Source organism: Brevibacillus sp. JNUCC-41 (genome assembly GCF_014844095.1).
Taxonomy (GTDB): domain Bacteria; phylum Bacillota; class Bacilli; order Bacillales; family DSM-1321; genus Peribacillus; species Peribacillus aracenensis.
Genome location: NZ_CP062163.1, coordinates 1,413,630 through 1,431,663, shown reverse-complemented (window position 1 = coordinate 1,431,663; position 18,034 = coordinate 1,413,630). Strand labels below are relative to the sequence as shown.

The following is an 18,034-nucleotide window of genomic DNA, read 5'->3' as shown; positions in this document are numbered from 1 at the left end:
CCTCCTCTAAAAACACATTTTCCGTTTATATGTATATTCAAAACTTGTCGTCGCATTCAAGAAATCATGTCAGGTGCATCGCCCCACATGAATAAAGGAGGGTGAAAACTAAAAAACGCATTGGCAATGAAAGCTGCCAAAGCGTCATTTAGATACTATGCATCATTTAATTGGTAAGGAAGACGGCTGCATATAGCGGTAAATCGGCAGTTCTTTTCCTTTTTCAGCCGGGATGAAATTGAATGTCACATAGCTGTCAATGCCTTCAGGTTCGAGGGCAAGGGGGATGAAGTTGGCATCAGGCTGGGCCATGTCGAAAACATAGCTTCCTTTTGGGAAGTCCCGGGTTGTTGAAGTAACGGTGGTCGTGATTTCCCTTGTGGAATGTCCGCTTTCCAGTTCAGCGGAAACGTTTAAATCCTTGACACTATAGCTTTCAACAGCTATTTTCATAGGTTTTTTTAATTGTTTAACTTCTACTCCTAATAGCTGAAGTTTCTTTGCGATATTTTTATATTCGGGTGGAAGGATATAGGCTGTAGGACGATCCCTAACAAGGGTAGGGTAGGCATCGGTAGAATCCAGCCAATCGATGGAGGCATCGGCCATTTTAGCTGTCGCTAAATCGACTACTGTCAATTTTTGATCCTTAACCAATTTATTTTCACTTGTGATGACAATTTTATCATGATCATTTGCTTTTCGCCCTTTTTGGACGACTTCAGTTTCGGCCTGTTTAACGGCCTTTTTAACTTTACCGGCCTGTTCGGCTGTCGTTTTGATGAAGGCTGCCTGAGCAGTAGCTTGAGCAAAAACACGTCGTTTAAAATCCGTACGGCCGATATTGATTCCCCTCGTTTCAATTAAATAGGTCATTGTATTTTTCAAACCGAGGGCGTTTCGGCCAATCCGGGCTTCTGTGCTTCCTTCCGTGGCTGTAAGGACTCCATCATCAGAAGTGGCCAGTGTATAGTAATCGTGGTACGAAAGCTTTTCTTTTTCCAATGCTTTAAAAACATTAGGTAAAAGCAGTTCATCGGAAGCTTTTCGAAGCTGTTTGGGAATATTTAAATTCTTGGCTGAGGAGATGAGTAAATCATAGGAAGCGATCGATCCTTTTGCTCCCACTTTTTTCAGGGGGGCGGGATTCACTGTATATTCATGTACATCCAGAATGACTTCCGGTTCATAATCATCGATTGACTGATGAATCGTCTGTACTTCTGGATATTCCACTTTTAAGTAGTCCCTATTCGCATCCATGTCATTTGCGGTATATCGTTTGAAATAATAAGAGCCATCAGGATTGACGCGTGGAACGATGGCAACATTCACTTTATCGAGAACATCTCCAAGCTTGCCTTCAGCCAGCCATTGTGCAAGGACTAATGTTGATTCACCTGAAGCGGGTTCATTGCCATGGATCTGACCTTGAATCCAAATCAATGGCTTATGGGAATCCTTATTCGGTCTTTTTGAATCCTTACTGAAAAGAAGCAACGGGATGTCGCGTCCTTCTGTGGATTTGCCTATCGTCTTGATCTGGATGTACTTGTTTTTATGGGAAAGGGACTTGATATGATCCAACATTTCTTCCTGGCTCGTAAAGGCGATCTTGTTTTGTTTAAAGGCAGGGGTGTTAAAAGACACATTAGGTTCAGGGAAAAGGTGGGAGAGGTTATCTGGTTGAATGTAGCTTGGACCATTTCCATAATAAGGGGTGAATTCTTCTGCTTCGGCTATGGGGCCAGGCAAACCAGTGACAAGACTTAGTGTTACGGCTGATACGATGGTAGGAATGATTTTTTTCATGGACGTCCTCCTGTCTATCTTTTTCCATAAATTATCATATATTAAGCTATTTATACAGTGAAAACGTAGGAAATAGTGAAAAACAGGAAGTAACGACTAGATGAATGATTCCATGGCATGATTCGGAATTCCTTTTAATAGATGTTCATCACCTGTATTCTGCATAATTACAGGTGGAAAGTCAAAATGATACGGATCAAGCAATTTGCTTGGCCCGTATCATTTCAATTCATCATGTAGCTTATTTAAAAGATCCTGTGAATCTTTGCCATTCATTACGTGGCCGTTCACTTTCGCATAGGGGGTTTTCTTACAAAGTTTACACTCACTCAAACATTCATACTCCTTATATTGAATCATTGGATTCGCCAAGAACTTACCATAATCAGCAACTGTTTTTTCATTAAGGAAGCGGTCAAGATTATTTTGGCAAAATTCAATCTGGATTTTCGCCTTTTTTGAGAACACTTTGGATAGCAAGTTTTTCATCATATCGCTTCTTTCATTGTAAGAGTAAATATTTGTTATTTTGATTTTATCACTTCCTGTAACGAAATGCATGATTGGTTCATCCAAATTCATTACAATATGACTATTGTGAGAATATCAAAGTAATTCCCTTGTATATATTGACACATGTCCGAGAAATGATAGAATAAGAGTTAATGATAATGAATCTCATTATCACGATTGGGAAGACCTTGTAACTATTGCAACTTCATGATTTCCATTTTAATAGGTGACTTTGTGATAGTCTTCATTCAAATATATTTAATTGAAAATATTATCGCTGTATTAAATGAGATAGGAAGAGTAGGAAATGTAGATGAAGATAAGATATTTAGTCATGGCGTTAATTGTTTTATCATTTACGTCATTATTCATTGGTGTAAAAGATATTACTCCCCTGGATTTATTGGATTTAAGTGATGATAAAGTGCAAATCATGCTGCAAAGCCGTTTCCCTAGAATGGTGACCATAGTCATTGCCGGTATCGTGATGAGCATAAGCGGTCTGATCATGCAGCAATTGAGCCGCAATAAATTTGTATCCCCGACGACTGCCGGAACCATGGATTCTGCACGGCTTGGACTTCTTCTTGCCATTATCATTTTTCCATCGGCAGCACTTATTGAGAAAATGGCATTCGCTTTCATATTCGCTTTGGCAGGTACATTCTTGTTCATGAAAATTCTTGATCAAGTGAAATATAAGGATACGATTTTCATTCCATTGGTTGGTTTGATGTTTGGGAATATCGTCGGATCCATCTCGACTTTCTTTGCCTATAAATATGATTTGATTCAAAGCCTCAACACATGGATGAATGGAGATTTCTCGATGATCATGTCGGGAAGGTACGAACTTATATATGTAAGTATCCCTCTAGTCATTCTCGCATACTTCTTTGCCAATAAATTCACTGTGGCAGGGATGGGTGAAGAGTTTGCCATCAATCTAGGAATCAATTATAAGTTTATAGTCAATTTTGGGTTGATCATCGTGGCATTATCCTCCACTGTCGTTTTGTTAACGGTGGGAACGATTCCTTTCATAGGATTGATCGTACCGAATATTGTATCCCTTTACCTTGGTGACAATTTGAAAAAGAGTCTTTCTCATACAGCATTGCTAGGGGCCGTATTCCTATTGTTCTGCGATATTCTGGGCAGGATCCTCATATATCCATTTGAAATCCCGATCGGACTCGTGGTTGGTGTGATAGGAAGCGCCATATTTATCTATCTGATACTGAGGAGAAAGGCATATGAATAATAAAAGTAGGATCATTATATTGGCTGTTCTTGCAGCAGTTTTAACGGCAGGTTATATCTTTTGGGACCTTGGCCCGAATTGGGATTATGCACTGCCGAGAAGGGTTATTAAAATCATCGCCATCATCGTGGTTGGTTGTGCAATAGCCTTTTCAACGGTGATTTTCCAGACCGTCACGAATAATAAAATCCTGACACCGAGCATTTTAGGGTTGGACTCCATGTATATGCTGATCCAAACGGGAGTGATTTTCATCTTCGGTTCAACGCATATCATGATCATGAATAAAAATCTCAATTTCCTGATTACACTTGCGGCCATGCTTATTTTTTCCAGCCTGCTGTTCAAGTTCATGTTCAAGAAAAACCGCAATATTTACTTCCTATTGCTGATCGGTATCATCTTCGGAACCTTATTCGGCAGCATGTCTTCATTCATGCAGGTATTGATTGACCCGAATGAGTTTCAAATCATTCAAAATAAAATGTTCGCCAGCTTCAATAATGTCAACACGGACCTGTTAACGTTAGCTATTATCCTCATGATAGCGGCAATGATATATTTCATGAGATTTTTGAAATATTTAGATGTCATGTCCCTCGGGAGGGACCAAGCCATAAACTTGGGTGTGGATTATGATTTTGTCACCAAGCGGGTTTTAATCGTCGTTACTGTTTTAATCTCCATTTCGACTGCCCTGATCGGTCCGATCACGTTCCTCGGATTACTTGTTGCAAATGTGGCCTATCAATTCATTAAGTCCTATCAGCATAAACATATCATCCCGGGTGCCATGCTGATCAGTGTGATTGCCTTGGTCGGCGGCCAATTCATTGTGGAGAGGATCTTTACGTTCTCCACCACTCTAAGTGTCATCATCAACTTTGTCGGCGGTGTCTATTTCATCTATCTTCTATTAAAGGAGAATAAATCATGGTAGAAGTGAAAAAGTTATTCAAAAAATATAATAGTAAAACGGTTGTCGAGGATGTTTCCATTGAAATAGTGAAAGGGAAAATCACATCCTTCATCGGTCCCAATGGAGCGGGGAAAAGTACAGTCCTTTCGATGATCAGCCGTCTCATTACCCGGGATTCGGGAGAAGTCCTGATCGATGGTAAGGATATGGGGGAATTCAATAGCAATGAACTTGCTAAAAAGATTGCCATCTTAAAGCAGGCTAACCACATCAATCTTCGTTTAACGATTCGCGAACTTGTCGCCTTTGGCCGTTTTCCTTATTCACAAGGAAAGCTGACCAAAGAGGATTGGAAACACGTCGATGAAGCGATTGAATATATGGAACTTGCCGACATGCAGGATAAGTTTCTTGACCAGCTTAGCGGCGGGCAGCAACAGCGGGCCTTCATTGCCATGGTTATTGCTCAGGACACGGAGTATGTACTACTTGATGAACCTCTGAACAATCTTGATATGAAGCATTCGGTCCAAATCATGAAAGTATTGAGGAGATTGGCAGATGAATTAGGGAAAACGGTCATCATCGTCATTCATGACATTAATTTTGCATCCTGCTATTCCGACTATATTGTTGCATTGAAGGATGGCAAGGTTGTTCATAATGGACCTACCGAGCAAGTCATCAATTCCAAGGTATTAAAGGAAATCTATGATATGGATATTGAAATCCAAAGCATCAATGACAATAAGATCTGTGTGTACTTCACGTAAGACCATGCCATTTGGTTTTAAATTACTTCAGTATTCGCAGCCTTCCCGGAATCACCTCATACACTTCTTAGGCAGTTAAGTTGGCGGGCGCCCAAGACTTTAGCCGCCTCCTGTTCATATGGCAGGGAAAGTGATGAAGGTGAACTCTGTGAAGGTGAGGATTCAACATGTAATTTTAAATAAAAAAATTTTTTGAGGTGACCATAATGATTAAGAAATTATCCTTACTGCTTTTGATTGCAATGCTGGCTGTAGTGGCTGTAGCTTGTGGATCAGATAAGGAAAAAGAAGAATCAAGTGCGAAAAAAGAAAGTGCTAAAAGCGAAGAAATCACGGTTAAGCACCAACTAGGCGAAACGAAAGTGAAAACAAACCCTGAAAAAGTCGTTGTATTCGATATGGGTACTCTTGATACTCTTGATAAACTGGGTGTGGACGTAGCAGCTGTTCCTCATGATGGCCTTCCAGAATACCTTTCTAAATATGAAAGTACAACTGAAAATGCCGGCGGATTAAAAGAGCCTGACTTCGAAAAAATCAACGAAATTGCTCCTGACTTAATCCTTATTTCTGGCCGTCAATCTGAAGCATATGAAGAATTAAGCAAAATTGCTCCTACTGTTTTTGTGGGTGTGGATACAACAAAGTATATGGAATCCTTTGAAGAAAACGTAACACTTTTAGGTAAAATCTTCGATAAAAAAGACGAAGCAGCTAAAGAATTGGCAAGTGTTGAAGAAAACATTAATGCTTTGAAAGAAAAAGCCCCAACTGACAAAACTGGTTTAATCGTTCTTTCAAGCGGTGGAAAAGTAAGTGCTTACGGACCGGATTCAAGATTTGGTATCATCCATGATGTATTCGGAGTGCCTGCAGTAGATGACAAATTGGAAGTATCGACACATGGTCAAAGTATTTCTTTCGAATACATCGCTGAAAAGAATCCTGACTACCTATTCGTTGTGGATAGGGATGCGGTTGCCGGTGATGGAGCTGCAGCAAAAGAAACTATTGAAAATGACATTGTGAAAAATACAAAAGCATTTAAAGAAGGTAACATCATTTATCTAGACCCTAACTACTGGTACCTATCAGGCGGCGGTTTAGAATCTGTTGACGCTATGGTTAAAGAAATTTCTGAAGGCATCAAGTAATAGGAATAAGGAATCCTGCCCTCGATCGAGGACAGGATTTTTATTTTTTATAATAAAGCTGGATGAAACAAATATACTAACAAAGGGACGAAAAGATTTCCTGCAAACAGGTAGGCTTATAAGCCGCCACAACCACCCTTAAGGGGAATGGAAAAGACAAGGGCTATAATTCAGCCTGTTACCGCTCAGCTATGGTCATATGGCTGCTATCGAAAGAAAATGGCCCTTCAGCCGATATGGGAAAATTCGGTTTCTTCCTATTATAATGTCATTTGCAGCCTTTCCGTTTCCAGGAGGGATTTTAAAATTGTAATTTAAGCGAAATTTGGTAAATTGAATCTTTTATGGATGATAAATTATCCTGGAAAGTAAAAATATAAACACAATATGATCATCACTTTCAGGAAAAATTATTTGAAAAAGCTAATTAAATTTCCCGAAGGGGAATGATGTCGATATTACGCGAAACTAATTTGTTGTTTTATGGGATTCAAAGGGGGGGGCAGGACCCAATAATAAGCTAGTCAAACTTTTGAAGGAGTGGATTTTGGATGGGATATCAAAAGTGCGGAGGAGAGATGCGTCCATGAAACCGGCCATCCATTTTTAACTGTCGAATCATCGGGAAAGAAATCCTGGATCTATCCATGGCTTTAAACAATTGAAGCTTTATATCTTTACATATTTTGTAATGTACTGGTTTTTTTATAAAGAGTCGTTTATAATGGTAAAAGCCTGAAGGACGTGAAACTAATTAGCGACTGTCATCCGCATTCTTCACAAAAAGTTACGGTGATATTTATTGGATTAAGACATGGAGTTCCTATATATTTGTTATAGGTGCGCTGAACATTCGGGACGGGCGAAGCTCTGTTATTTTTTCAAAGGCTTGTTCATAAGCTAAAGAAGCGTTCTGGATAGAAGAGTTATGGATGTGACAAAAGGTGGTTATCACAATCTTGACTATCCAAGTGAAAGAATGCTATTATAGGGTTTCCGATTTTCCGTCTTTTGTAAGTTTGTAAAAATTTATATAAATAAACCACTAGATTAATAGAGGTGAAAGCATGAATAATTTTCTAAAAAAAAGCCGGCATTTATTTGCAGATAACATACTAGGCTTTTTCTTTATTGCGGTAGTCTTGTTTTGGATAAAAACTTATATTGGATATCGAGTTGAATTTAACTTAGGTATTGAAAATGGCCTGCAACAGTTCTTACTGTTCATAAACCCAATTAGTTCAGCCATTTTATTCTTTGGCTTGGCACTATTGGCTAGAGGCAAAAAATCGTTTAAATGGATCATCAGGTTGAACTTATTGATGTCCTTATGGCTATTCTGCAATATCGTATACTACCGTTCATTTACCGATTTCATTACATTGCCAACCTTGACGCAAGTGCAAAATAATGCCGGGGATTTGGGGCCGAGTATTTTAGAATTATTTAAGCCCCATGATGTATTTTATTTCCTTGATACGGTTCTTTTGATCGTGTTGTACAGATTCAAAGACTTTAAAGTGGAAGACTTCAAAGTCAAACGCCGTACAGTTGGATTGGTTTACCTAGCGGGACTTGCAATTTTCGCAATCAATTTGGGACTTGCTGAAAAGGATCGCCCGCAATTATTATCAAGAACATTCGACCGGAATTATATCGTCAAATATTTGGGCATGTTCAACTATACGGTTTATGATGCCGTTCAGAATACTAAAACATACGCTCAGCGTGCGACTGCAAACAGCACGGATATCGCAGAAGTCGTCAACTATACGAAGGCAACTAGCGCTGAACCGAACCCTAAATATTTTGGTGCAGCCAAAGGGAAGAATGTTATCTACCTGCATTTGGAATCGATGCAGAATTTCCTGATCGATTATAAGTTGAATGGGGAGGAAGTAACTCCATTCTTGAACTCACTTGCACATGATAAGTCGGATTTCATGCGCTTTGATAATTTCTTCCATCAAGTGGGCCAAGGTAAAACAGCGGATGCCGAATTCATGCTTGAAAATTCCCTGTTCGGTTTACCACAGGGGGCAGCATTCACAAACCGTTCCCAAAATACGTATCAAGCAGCACCAGCGATTTTAGGACAACAAGGGTACACATCGGCTGTGTTCCATGGTAATTACAAATCTTTCTGGAACCGGGATAATATGTATAAGTCTCTTGGTTTTAATCAGTTCTTCGATGCAAACCATTATAATATGGAAAATAAAGAGGAAGTACTAAGTTATGGATTAATGGATAAGCCTTTCTTCAAGGAATCGATTCCAATGTTAGAAACGCTTAAACAGCCTTTCTATACAAAATTCATAACGGTATCTCATCATTTCCCATATTCTATGGACCAGGAAAAAGCAACAATCGGTAAGCATACGACAGGCGATGCTTCCGTAGATAATTACTTCCAGACTGCACGCTATGCCGATGAGGCGCTTAAAGAGTTTTTCGATTATCTGAAGGAATCCGGTCTTTATGATAACTCGGTAATCGTCATGTATGGTGATCACTATGGTATTTCCGAAAACCATAAAGAAGCCATGTCAAAAGTGCTTGGCAAGGATGTTGGCGCATTTGAGAATGCCCAATTGCAACGTGTACCATTATTGATTCATGTTCCGGGTGTTGAAGGTGGGGAAATGCACCAATACGGAGGACAGATCGACCTTCTCCCGACTTTATTGCATCTGTTAGGAATCGAATCTAAAGATTATGTACAATTCGGTTCAGATTTATTGTCAAAAGATCATAATGAAGTGGTACCTTTCAGGAATGGTGATTTTGTTACACCTGATGTCACTTCCATTAAAGGTAAATACTACGATACTAAAACAGGGGAATTGGTCGAGGAAAATGATGATATCCTCAATTATAAAAAGAGAGCTGAAACGATGCTCAATTTATCCGACCAAGTAGTGAACGGTGACTTACTCCGTTTCTATACTCCAAATGATTTCAAACCGATAGACCCTACTGATTATGATTACACATATGATGAAGAAGGTTCAAAGGAAGATGACAAGACCGAGAAATAAGGCTAATGAAAAGAACAGGCAGGAAGCCATCGCTTCCTGCCTGTTCTTTTATGCGTCTGGTCATGCTTTATTGGTCATCATGGCAATATACTTTCTTATTTCATCAGGCTTCCCTGCATATTTTTCAGCACGCTGTTCATCTTTCATGATTTTATCCTTTGCTTTGGTAAGGATTTCTTCACCCATGGCTTGTGGCACGACCACGACTCCATCTATGTCCCCTATGACAAGGTCCCCTGGAAATACGGTGACACCCCCACAGGAAATGGGGATATTGATTTCGCCTATACCTGCCTTGCCACTTGAGGCAACCGTCGTCCCTTTGCTGAAAACAGGAAAATTCAACTCTTTAATGGCTTCAAGATCGCGAATGACTCCATCTACTACGAGGCCGCCAATTCCCATGGTCTGCATCATGCCGACTACGAAGTCTCCTGCTATAGCCCGGTATGTATCACCTTTGCTGTCAACGACTATTATATCCCCAGGCTTGGCTTCGCCGATCGCTTTTAACACGGCTGAATTATCACCAACGGGCATCTGTACAGTCAAAGCTCGTCCGGCCATATGAAATTCTTCCTTTAAGGGTTTAATCGCTGATTCCAGATTGCTCAGCCCTTCCATTGCATCGGAAATCGCCGTGGTGGGCAAATTCCTGAACTGTTGAATGAGAGTATCCATGACTATGATTCCTCCTTAAGAGTTAATGAATATAACCTAATTATACACAAATTTTCTAATTTTCTAATAGTTTTCCATTTGATAAAATGGTGAATGTAGTGTATTCAATAGATAAGTGGGAGGGAAGTGCTGATGTCGCAAGGGGGTTCCTTTTTAATCAATCGATTGATTAAACTTAATAGTCCATCATTATGAAGAGTTTGAAATTTAAGTGTGCAGATTTTCAATTCAATGCCGTAATTTCAGAAGAGCGGAAATAGTGTTTTCCACTGTATATACTTCCATATGATAGTATGAATAGAAGCAGTTCTACTTTTCGAATCTCCATGGCAGCTTGATTCGTACAGGAACGTTCTTCTAAGATCAAGAGAGGAATGTAGTTGCATATCCTCGGTGTTCTCCTGAACTGGATGGGGATGTTAGCGAAGAACTCGATAACTCAACCAGTGTGCGGGAGGTCACTAATATTCTTCAAAGCAGGAGCAGAATCAAGACGGAGGTTGCCAATGTAAGCCAAATCGGGCTGAAAACTTCTGGATGAATGATTAAAAAAATGATTCCTGCAATAGTGGCAGCCTGCTGTATGGTCAGATGTCTAATGTAGTGCATTCCAGCTTTAAAACAGGCTTTAAGCAGAGGCATTTGATTCATTTTCATTCCTCCTTTTTCTATCAATAATATGAGCAGGGATAAGAGAAAATACATGGGGATTCGTTTTCTGCCCAATTATTACGGGTATAGTAAAGGTAAAATAAAAGGAGGAATCTAGGTGATCATTGTATATATTAGTCTTGCCCTCTTTATCGGCTCGATTATCTATTTAGCGTTTTTTGCTTTTAAAACATTTAAGGATTCCAAACCGACAATTGAAAATGTGACTGAAACCGTTACGCGTATCCAGGCCAAAACGGACCAAATTAAATCGGAGACGGACCAACTCGCCATGACACAGCAAGAAATCACTGAAGATGTTCAATATAAAAAAGAGGCCGTTCAATATACGGTTGATGCGGCTAAAGAAATACCTGAACCCTTTAAAAATATTTGGTTTTCAATAAAAGGTGACAAGTGGAAGTCTAGAAACAGAAGCAATGCATAAATGTTTGACCGATTTGAAATGTACATGATAGTATGGGAATAATGAGTTTCTAGGGTTCCTCGGTTGAATTTTACCGGAATGGTCCAAGAGAAACGCGCAGGAATCTGCGTACACGGAGGGAAAAAAGCCCGGGAGGTTATGAATTATGACCTTTCGGGCTTTTTCTGTAATTGGAGGGAAAAAAGGTGGCTTGGATTCAATTGGTGATTGCCGGATTATTTGAAGTGGTATGGGCGACAAGTTTAAAGTATACTGAGGGTTTTACGAAATTATTGCCTTCTATCATAACGATTGCCGGTATGGTCATTAGTTTTTATTTTTTATCATCTGCGATAAAAACCCTGCCTATGGGAACAGCGTATGCAATTTGGACCGGAATAGGGGCTCTTGGGGCTGTTCTGGTTGGCATCATCGTATTTAACGAGCCTAAGGATGCGATGCGTTTGGTATTCGTCGGTTTAATTTTAGTGGGGATTATCGGCTTGAAAATCACTTCTTCTGAATAATCTATCCTCTCCTCGTAAATAGTAATGTTAAACGATTTAGAGGAGTGAAGATTATGAATTATAAAGCGATAGTATCAAGTGTGATGATGGCTTTAGTGATTACAGGTTGTTCATATAATAATAAAGAAGGTGCCAGTGAAAATCTTGGCCTGAATCGTACCCATCAAGATAATTTGGATAATCCGATGAATGTAAGCGATACAAGGCAAAACGTTAATGATAACGTTAATGATAATAATGACAACAATGATAATGGCATAAATGATATGAGGGTCTCCGAGGATATCTCAAACCGGGTCGAAGCCTTGAAGGAAGTAAGTAACGCAAGTGTCATCGTTACTGATAATAATGCCTATGTAGGGGCAGTATTGAAAGACGGCGGGGATAAGGATATCTCAAATGACCTTAAAGATAGGATTGCTGATGCAGTAAGGGGAGCCGATCCTTCGGTGGACCAAGTTTATGTGTCGACAAACCCGGACTTTGTTCAAAGGATGAAAGGGTATGCCAATGATATTCAGAATGGAAAACCTGTTGCAGGATTCGCTGATGAGTTCCGTGATTTAGTAACACGGATTTTTCCAAGTCCAAGGTAATTGGTATTCATTAAAGAATTAAAACGTAAAGGCTTATCCGGTGGATTCCGGATAGGTCTTTTCCTATTTTAAAGATATCGGTGGATCATGACTAACTTTAAATAGGGTGGTTACAATAATCGAATGAACGAAAAACTTTAAGAAGGAAATGGGGGTGGGATGGTGAGATTTTTTAAGGGCGGGAGGAAAATGGATGCAGCATCCTTTCAGGTCACTTCCAAGGATTTTCAGGAACTCCTTAAAAAGTTTAAAGCATCTAATGATTTTCTTACCTTCCAATTCCCGAATGATGATGGCTACACTATTTCCTACTTCAATTCACTGGTTAGTGTACAACAGCTTCATGAACAAGTATTGGCTGTCATGTCGAATCAACCAAAGAAGGATCTTAAGCAATTAAAAGGCGATATTCCAATTGAAGATATGAAATTGACAGCTGATCTAAAAGACATCCAAAGGTTGGTTTTGGCAGGAACAATCATGGTTCAATACAAGCAAGATGATGAAATGTGTTTGTTGATTCCATGTGTTCATAGTGTGAAAAGGCAAGTTTCCACACCCGAGTCGGAGTATACGGTCGTTGGGTCCAAGGAGGCATTTGTTGAATCGCTTGATTCGAATTTGAATCTGATCCGTAACCGGTTGCCCACCCCTGAATTGCAGTCCAAGGAATTAAGGGTCGGCAGCATCTCGCAAACAAGGTTAGCGGTACTCTATATAGATGGGATAGTAAATCAACAGATCGTTAATACAGTCATGCAGAGGATAGAAGATATAGATTATGATACGATCGTCGATATTTCGTTTGTAAGCCAGATGATCACGGATAATCGAAATTCGATGTTTCCGCAACTGATTGATACGGAGCGGCCTGATCATCTGGCCAGTGTATTATCGGAAGGGAAAATTGGGATCATGCTGGACGGATCTCCACATGCATTAGTTGGTCCAAACACCATCATTTCGTTCTTTTCGTCATTTGAAGATTATTTTCAAATTTGGAATCTCGGCACCTCATTCCGTTTGATTCGGCTTTTCGCAGTGCTGTTTTCCGTTTTATCTTCACCTCTGTATGTTGCCGTTTTAACCTATCATTATCAAGTGATTCCAACGGATTTGCTGCCAATCTTAATTTCATCAAGGGGAGTGATTCCTTTTCCGCCGATCTTGGAGGCTATCTTGCTGGAAGGGACAATTGAATTGCTGAGGGAAGCAGCGGTCAGGCTGCCTGCTAAGGTTGGTTCCACCATTGGTATTGTTGGCGGTATAGTCATCGGTACAGCCGCTGTGGAAGCTGGATTTGTCAGTAATGTCTTACTGATGCTTGTCGCTTTGGCAGCCTTGGCTTCATTTACGGTGCCGATTTACCAAATAAGTAATACCATTCGCCTTATCCGCTTCCCTTTTCTAATTGCAGCCCAGTTATACGGTCTGTTTGGAATAGCTTTATGCAGTGCATTCATTTTAAGTCATTTATTGAAATTGACTTCGCTTGGCAGTCCTTATTTAGATCCGCTTTACCCATTAAGAATTCATGACTTTAAAGATAGTCTCATTCGCCTCCCTTTTTCAAAGCAGAAAAAACGCCCGCAATTTCTGCGGACGGAAAATCCACTAAGGATAAGGAAGGAGGCGGAAGAGCGAAACTCCCATGGTGATATTGATGAATAAGGTGTAGAAAGCGGTGAGAAGGTATGGAAGTCAAACCAAATGAAACTAAACTAATATCTCCATTTTTTGTTTTTTTTCTCATGCCCGGCATGCAGATTGGGGTAGGGATATTGGGGTTTGAACGGGTCATAGCGAAAGAGGCTGGTCAAGACGCATGGTTATCTGTACTCATATCAGGGTTAATCATAAATGTTCTGCTTTGGATGTGTTTCAAGCTTTTAGGCAGGGGTCCCCAAACCCTTGATTTAGTCGCCATCCACAAGGATTTGTTCGGTAATTGGGTAGGAAATGCTTTCAATGTTTTATTCATCCTCTACTTTATAATGATTTCCGTCATTCTTATCAGGACTTATTTAGAAGTCATTCAGGTTTGGATGTTCCCTGGTGTCAATATCCTGATGCTAATAACCATCATTCTTATTCTCGTCTATAGCTTTGTGGAGGGAGGGTTCAGGGTCATCACTGGTTTTTGCATAATCGGACTTATTATCGGATCGCCATTATTCCTTTTGAATTATTTCCCATTGAAGTACGCCCACTTTGAAAATTTGGGTCCTTTTCTTGATCATTCCTTTTTGGAAATCATGAAGGCCTGTAAGAAAATGACCCTGAATTACCTTGGTTTTGAATTACTCCTCATTTATTACCCTTTCATTAAAAACCGTGAAAAATCTCAAAAGTGGGCCCATTTAGGGGCGGTGTTTACTATGACGATATATTTAGTATCCATCATTGTTTCATTAGCCTACTATCATCAAGATCAACTGAAAGATGTTATATGGGCAACTTTGACGTTATGGAAAATTGTAGACCTTCCATTCATTGAAAGGTTCGAATACATAGGGATTTCCGTTTGGCTGTTCATGGTGCTGCCGAATGTTTGCATAGGGGTTTGGGCAGCGAGCAGGACAGCTAAAAGAGTATTTGGACTAAGGCAAAGAAAGATGTTGGTCTTCATTCTGCTGATCATTTTAGTTTCCTGCATTTTCTTGGATAACCGCTATAGAATCGATGAGTTTAACACGATAAGTTCGGAAATTGGTTTTTATATCATTTATTTGTATCTTCCTCTCTTATTCATATGGCAGTCGATTGTCTATAAAGTCAGGGGGCATAAATCGTGAAAATCCGACTTATCTTGATAATATTGGCAAGTTTCCTGATGACGGCTTGCGGCGTGGAAAAACAAATATTAGAAGATATTTTAATTGCTGAAGTCGTAGGTTATGATGATGCCGAAGGCAAAAAGATCAAAGGTACGGTCGTTGTCAGCGTGCCTCAGCCTGGGAAGGAAGCAAATCTAGGTAAAGAAGTATATGAAGCGGTCTCCCATGATATAAAGGCAGCCCGTCAGCAGAAAAATGCAAAAACGCCATACCCGATTGTCGGTGGTAGACTGACGGTTATTCTCTATGGTGAAGAATTGGCAGGCAATGGGTTGAATGATTATGTCGATACATATAGGCGTGACCCAATGGTGGGAAGGAATTTGTATTTAGCGGTCGTTCATGGCAAAGCGGAGGATGTAGTTAAAATGGAGCCGAAGTTGATTAAAACTCCAGGGGTTCAAGTGAAAGAACTGATCGAACAGAATATAAAGACTAATTTGCCTAATGTGGATCTTCACAGGTATTTATATGCGTGTCATGGTAAAGGAATCGATCCGGTCTTGCCCTTATTGGAAACGGCAGGGGACCAAATAAGGGTAAAAGGGATCGCCCTGTTTAAAAAGGATCGTTATATTGGTAAATATATTCCATATGAGGACGGATTTTTATTTAAAGTCCTTACTGAAAACTTTAGGATGGGGAGTTATGAAATTAAATGGAAGGAAAATGATTTTACAGATATCAATAACGTGGAGTCACGTGTCCATTATCATATTTCGGATGCAAATCAAGACCCTAAGGTCAGGATTGAAGTGAAATTAAAAGCGAGTCTGCTGGAGGTCCAAGGCTACGACTTGGGCAAAGCGGTCGACCTGAATAAAATAGAGGCCAGGGCCGAGCATGTCATTGGAAAAAAATTAAATGAGATGGTAGCCATGTTTCAGGAGAACAATATCGATCCGATTGCAATCGGTGATCATGCTAAAAGTAGTACAAGAAATTTCGATCAGGAACATTGGGAGAAGGCATATCCTTATATTCCAATCGAGGTAGATCTGGATATTGAAATGATTCAAACGGGAATAGCTGAATAAAAGGAGAATATTCTGAAGTTTTTCCCTTTATAATAGGGGTATTGGTGTAATGATCATATCAATGCGGCCAAAGAGGGGGAAAGACATGGACAAAGCATGGTGGAAAGAGGCAGTTGTGTATCAAGTGTATCCAAGGAGTTTTATGGATAGTGATGGTGATGGGATAGGGGATATAAACGGGATCTTGATGAAACTCGATTATTTACAAGAGCTGGGTGTGAACGTGATATGGCTATCCCCTGTTTATCAATCTCCCAATGATGACAATGGGTACGATATCAGTGATTATAAATCAATCATGACTGAGTTCGGGACCATGGCTGATTTCGATAGGTTGTTGAAGGCGGTTCATGAACGTGGAATGAAGATCATGATGGACCTGGTGATCAACCATTCTTCTGATGAACATCCGTGGTTCAAGGAATCCCGATCCTCAAAAGATAATCCGAAACGCGATTATTATATTTGGAAACCTGGAAGGAATGGAAAGGAACCAAATAATTGGGAATCCGTTTTTAAAGGTTCAGCATGGGAATATGATGAAGGAACCGATGAATATTATTTACATTTATTCAGCAGGAAACAACCGGATTTAAACTGGGAGAACCCTAAGCTCCGTGAAGAGATCTACAGCATCATGACTTGGTGGCTGGATAAGGGTGTCGATGGCTTTCGGATGGATGTCATCAATTTCCTTTCAAAAGATCAAAGCTATTCAGATGGAGCCGTTCATCATGAGAAACAGTATGGCGATGGAAGCCCCTTTTTCCTGAACGGCCCGCGCATACATGAGTTTTTGCAGGAAATCAATCAACGGGCACTTTCTGGACATGACGTGATCACAGTTGGGGAGATGCCAGGCGTCACACCGGAGGAGGCCCAATTGTTCACAGGTAAAGATCGTGGTGAGCTACATATGGTCTTTCAATTCGAACATATGGATTTGGGGAGTGGACCGGCAGGGAAATGGAGTAATGATAAGTGGAAGCTTACCGATTTAAAGCGAATTCTCTCTAAGTGGCAGACTGGTTTGGAGGGGGATGGATGGAACAGTTTATACTGGAACAACCATGATCAGCCCCGGATTGTCTCAAGGTTTGGTGATGATGGAAAGTATCGTATTGAAAGCGCAAAGATGCTTGCAGCTTGCCTTCATATGCTTCAAGGGACACCCTATATATATCAAGGGGAAGAGCTGGGCATGACCAATGTTGCATTTGAGGGCATCGATGATTACTGTGATATCGAAACATTGAATTCATATGAAGAACTCGTCAATTCGCATGGCTGGTCAAAAGAGCGGATGATGTCAGCCATCCACGCCCGAAGCAGGGATAATGCGAGGACACCGATTCAGTGGAATGACTCCCGGAACGCAGGATTCACGAAAGGGACGCCTTGGATTAAGGTTAATCCCAATTTTCCAGAGATTAATGCAGAAAAAGCCTATAATGATCCGAATTCCATTTTTCATTTTTATAAAAAGCTTATCCAAATACGAAAGAAACATGAAATCGTCGTTTATGGCCGTTTTGAACTGCTATGGCCGGATGATGAACGAATATTTGCCTACACGAGATCGTTTGAAGAAGAAAAGCTGTTGGTGCTATGTAACTTTAAAGAAGAGGATGCCTCCTATACTTTGCCTGAAGAGCTGCATGCATATTCAGCCACAAGGCTGATAGGCAATTATGATCAGGAAGAAGAAGGAATCTCCAGCAAACCTCTGCGTCCATATGAATGCCGTGTTTATCATTTGAAATGAAAAAAGGACCTGTTCTCCTTAGAACAGGTCCTTTACG

Annotated in this window: 16 protein-coding genes and 1 riboswitch; of the genes, 12 read left to right on the top strand and 4 right to left on the bottom strand. The window is 40.2% G+C overall.

The features are described from left to right. Positions 1–162: 162 nt before the first annotated feature. The gene (locus tag JNUCC41_RS07180) at positions 163–1,812 is read right to left on the bottom strand and encodes a M14 family metallopeptidase (RefSeq protein WP_192207027.1); all 1,650 of its coding nucleotides are present in this window, start codon (positions 1,810–1,812) and stop codon (positions 163–165) included. Between the two features lie 219 nt (positions 1,813–2,031). After that, positions 2,032–2,373: a DUF1450 domain-containing protein gene (locus JNUCC41_RS07175; protein ID WP_192207025.1), complete on the bottom strand. Its 342-nt coding sequence runs from the start codon at positions 2,371–2,373 to the stop codon at positions 2,032–2,034. Positions 2,374–2,638: 265 nt separating this feature from the next. Between JNUCC41_RS07175 and JNUCC41_RS07170 the strand changes: the two genes are divergently transcribed. The 5 genes from JNUCC41_RS07170 (at position 2,639) to JNUCC41_RS07150 (ending at position 9,476) form a co-directional block, all read left to right on the top strand. Then, positions 2,639–3,589, top strand: coding sequence for an ABC transporter permease (locus tag JNUCC41_RS07170; protein WP_192207023.1), 951 nt, complete (start codon positions 2,639–2,641; stop codon positions 3,587–3,589). After that, the gene (locus JNUCC41_RS07165) at positions 3,582–4,529 is read left to right on the top strand and encodes an iron chelate uptake ABC transporter family permease subunit (protein WP_192207021.1); all 948 of its coding nucleotides are present in this window, start codon (positions 3,582–3,584) and stop codon (positions 4,527–4,529) included. The genes JNUCC41_RS07170 and JNUCC41_RS07165 overlap by 8 nt, the downstream gene beginning before the upstream one ends. After that, complete coding sequence (locus JNUCC41_RS07160) at positions 4,523–5,281, top strand: iron ABC transporter ATP-binding protein (protein WP_192207020.1); 759 nt, start codon at positions 4,523–4,525, stop codon at positions 5,279–5,281. Before JNUCC41_RS07165 ends, JNUCC41_RS07160 begins: the two co-directional genes overlap by 7 nt. 209 nt (positions 5,282–5,490) lie before the next feature. Continuing rightward, positions 5,491–6,435 carry a siderophore ABC transporter substrate-binding protein gene (locus tag JNUCC41_RS07155; RefSeq protein WP_192208078.1) on the top strand — a complete coding sequence of 315 codons (945 nt, stop codon included), beginning with the start codon at positions 5,491–5,493 and terminating at the stop codon, positions 6,433–6,435. A gap of 1,067 nt (positions 6,436–7,502) precedes the next feature. Further along, on the top strand, positions 7,503–9,476 hold the full coding sequence (locus JNUCC41_RS07150) for a lipoteichoic acid synthase (protein ID WP_192207018.1): 1,974 nt from the start codon (positions 7,503–7,505) through the stop codon (positions 9,474–9,476). A gap of 60 nt (positions 9,477–9,536) precedes the next feature. On the opposite strand, the gene JNUCC41_RS07145 is transcribed toward JNUCC41_RS07150, so the two are convergent. Together JNUCC41_RS07145 and JNUCC41_RS07140 are read right to left on the bottom strand one after the other, a co-directional pair. After that, a complete protein-coding gene (locus tag JNUCC41_RS07145) occupies positions 9,537–10,157 on the bottom strand; it encodes an RraA family protein (RefSeq protein ID WP_192207016.1) in 621 nt (206 codons plus the stop codon). A gap of 471 nt (positions 10,158–10,628) precedes the next feature. Beyond that, complete coding sequence (locus tag JNUCC41_RS07140) at positions 10,629–10,808, bottom strand: hypothetical protein (RefSeq protein ID WP_192207014.1); 180 nt, start codon at positions 10,806–10,808, stop codon at positions 10,629–10,631. Positions 10,809–10,926: 118 nt separating this feature from the next. On the opposite strand from JNUCC41_RS07140, the gene JNUCC41_RS07135 reads away from it, so the two are divergent. From JNUCC41_RS07135 to JNUCC41_RS07105, 7 genes are all read left to right on the top strand, one after another. Continuing rightward, positions 10,927–11,256 (top strand): DUF948 domain-containing protein, encoded by a 330-nt coding sequence (locus tag JNUCC41_RS07135; RefSeq protein ID WP_192207012.1) that lies wholly within the window; start codon positions 10,927–10,929, stop codon positions 11,254–11,256. A gap of 38 nt (positions 11,257–11,294) precedes the next feature. Further along, positions 11,295–11,393: riboswitch (guanidine-I (ykkC/yxkD leader) on the top strand. Positions 11,394–11,441: 48 nt separating this feature from the next. Continuing rightward, positions 11,442–11,762, top strand: coding sequence for a quaternary ammonium compound efflux SMR transporter SugE (sugE, locus tag JNUCC41_RS07130; RefSeq protein WP_192207010.1), 321 nt, complete (start codon positions 11,442–11,444; stop codon positions 11,760–11,762). A 53-nt stretch (positions 11,763–11,815) separates the two neighbouring features. After that, positions 11,816–12,358 carry a YhcN/YlaJ family sporulation lipoprotein gene (locus JNUCC41_RS07125; RefSeq protein WP_192207008.1) on the top strand — a complete coding sequence of 181 codons (543 nt, stop codon included), beginning with the start codon at positions 11,816–11,818 and terminating at the stop codon, positions 12,356–12,358. Between the two features lie 159 nt (positions 12,359–12,517). After that, positions 12,518–14,029 (top strand): spore germination protein, encoded by a 1,512-nt coding sequence (locus tag JNUCC41_RS07120; protein WP_342614786.1) that lies wholly within the window; start codon positions 12,518–12,520, stop codon positions 14,027–14,029. Between the two features lie 23 nt (positions 14,030–14,052). Beyond that, positions 14,053–15,153, top strand: coding sequence for a GerAB/ArcD/ProY family transporter (locus JNUCC41_RS07115; RefSeq protein WP_192207005.1), 1,101 nt, complete (start codon positions 14,053–14,055; stop codon positions 15,151–15,153). Further along, complete coding sequence (locus JNUCC41_RS07110; protein WP_192207003.1) at positions 15,150–16,232, top strand: Ger(x)C family spore germination protein; 1,083 nt, start codon at positions 15,150–15,152, stop codon at positions 16,230–16,232. Before JNUCC41_RS07115 ends, JNUCC41_RS07110 begins: the two co-directional genes overlap by 4 nt. A gap of 85 nt (positions 16,233–16,317) precedes the next feature. Next, positions 16,318–17,997 (top strand): glycoside hydrolase family 13 protein, encoded by a 1,680-nt coding sequence (locus tag JNUCC41_RS07105; protein WP_192207001.1) that lies wholly within the window; start codon positions 16,318–16,320, stop codon positions 17,995–17,997. Positions 17,998–18,034: the final 37 nt, after the last annotated feature.